Origin of the sequence: Rhodoluna sp. (assembly GCF_049276775.1) — a bacterium.
GTDB lineage: Bacteria > Actinomycetota > Actinomycetes > Actinomycetales > Microbacteriaceae > Rhodoluna.
Map to the genome: position 1 here is coordinate 1 of NZ_JBASXC010000102.1, position 1,711 is coordinate 1,711.

At 51.6% G+C, this 1,711-nt stretch carries 2 protein-coding genes; one reads left to right on the forward strand and one right to left on the reverse strand.

What is annotated here, in order from left to right:
- On the forward strand, positions 1 to 570 hold a 570-nt coding region (locus WAO31_RS06495; protein ID WP_509591656.1), incomplete at its 5' end, for a ParB/RepB/Spo0J family partition protein.
- Here the strand turns inward: WAO31_RS06495 and WAO31_RS06500 are convergent.
- Entirely contained in the window at positions 567 to 1,538 is a 972-nt protein-coding gene (locus tag WAO31_RS06500; RefSeq protein WP_509591658.1) for a D-alanine--D-alanine ligase family protein, read from the reverse strand. The genes WAO31_RS06495 and WAO31_RS06500 overlap by 4 nt on opposite strands.
- Positions 1,539 to 1,711 lie beyond the last annotated feature (173 nt).

Below are 1,711 nucleotides of genomic sequence, written 5' to 3' on the forward strand. Positions count from 1 at the left end.
GCCGTCATACGTGAAACAGAAGATCAAAACATGCTGCGCGATGCTCTGCTTGAAAACTTGCACCGCAGTGATTTAAATCCGCTCGAAGAGGCGAGTGCCTACGCACAGCTGCTCGAGGATTTTGGAATCACCCAAGAACAACTTGCCGATCGCATCGGAAGATCACGTCCGCAGATCACCAACACACTTAGGCTTTTGAAACTTCCTTCAAGCGTGCAGCGTCAAGTTGCAGCCGGAGTTTTATCGGCCGGTCACGCAAGAGCAATTCTTGGAGCAACAGATGCATCGCGCATGGAATACTTCGCAACCAAAACCATCAACGAGGGTTTATCGGTTCGCTCTTTGGAAGAGCTAGTTGGTTTTGATAAGCCGGAGGCCAAGAAGCCCAAGATCAAGCAGGGCACTAAGCAAGATCTCTTAAAGGAAATGGCTGATGGTCTTGGAGATCAGTTGAACACCAAAGTGAAGATTCAAATTGGCCGCAAAAAAGGCCAGCTAATAATTGAGTTTGGAACAGTTGCTGATCTGAACCGAATCCTTGGGGAAATCGGTTACAAAAAAGAAAACTAGCCGCGACCTCGAAGGGCAGCTTGAGCCAGCGAGTAATAAACATCACCCAGAGTTGAGCCCTCGGCGAGAATTGCCTGCGGCAACAAAGAAGTCTCGGTAAGACCGGGCAAAACATTCGCCTCCAAAAACCAGGGGACCCCCTTGGCGTCGACGATTATGTCGATCCTTGAGATGTGACGAAGACCCAGGGCTTCGTGCGCATCAATTGCTAACTTGGCTGCTTTTGCCGACACTGACTTTGACAATCTTGCTGGAACAAAATAGTCGGTCTCTCCCGCTACATACCTTTCCTCGAATCCGAAGTGCCCTGAGCGAGGTTCAATCTCGACGGCTGGAAGTGCAATCGGTCCGGCCCCCAAATCAATCACTCCGATGGCAAGTTCGGTTCCTTCGATAAAGTCCTCGATCACCGCCACATCGCAGTAGACGTAGGCGTCGATCATGGCCTGGTTCAGCTGGTCTTGCTTTTTGACAATCGTGACCCCCTGAGCAGAGCCCGACCTTGCCGGCTTCACAACAACGGGCAGAGCCAGGGACTTGGTCACAAGTTTTAGAACAGACTCGGCGTCGAGTTCCTTGAATGTTTCACGGGGCAGAGTTATCGAGGCCGGGGTTTGGACTCCACTTCTGGAAACTAAAATCTTGGCAATCGATTTGTCCCAGGCAAGCTTGGCTGAGTCGGCTTTCGCTCCAACAAAGGGAATCCCGGTTAGGGCAAGGATGTCCCGGAGCGCGCCGTCTTCACCGCTCGCGCCGTGAAGCACCGGCCAGATAACATCCGGCTTATCTTTCCTCAGGTTTTCCAATAAATCTTGATCGGGCTCCCGCATAACAACACGGGCACCTTTTTCGATGAGGGCATCTGCAACGCGGCGGCCCGACTTCAAAGAGATATCTCGCTCGTGGGAGATCCCCCCAGCCAAAACCACGATCTTTAGCTTGCCCGCCATTTTCGACTTTGGAATCATGGCCTAGCCCTTCCCGAAGGTTTGTTGAAGCTCGATTTGTAAGTTGATGACGTTGCTAAGACGCTTTATGCCTAAATCTATGCGTTCGGGTTCCGGGAAGGAATAGCAGATCCGAAGTTTGTTCTTACCCTGGCCATCGCCATAAAAAGCGGTTCCCGGCGTATAAGCAACCA

Excerpts from the sequence above, each read along its gene's own strand:
- WAO31_RS06500 (WP_509591658.1), bottom strand. The coding sequence starts at position 1,538 with ATGATTCCAAAGTCGAAAATGGCGGGCAAGCTAAAGATCGTGGTTTTG.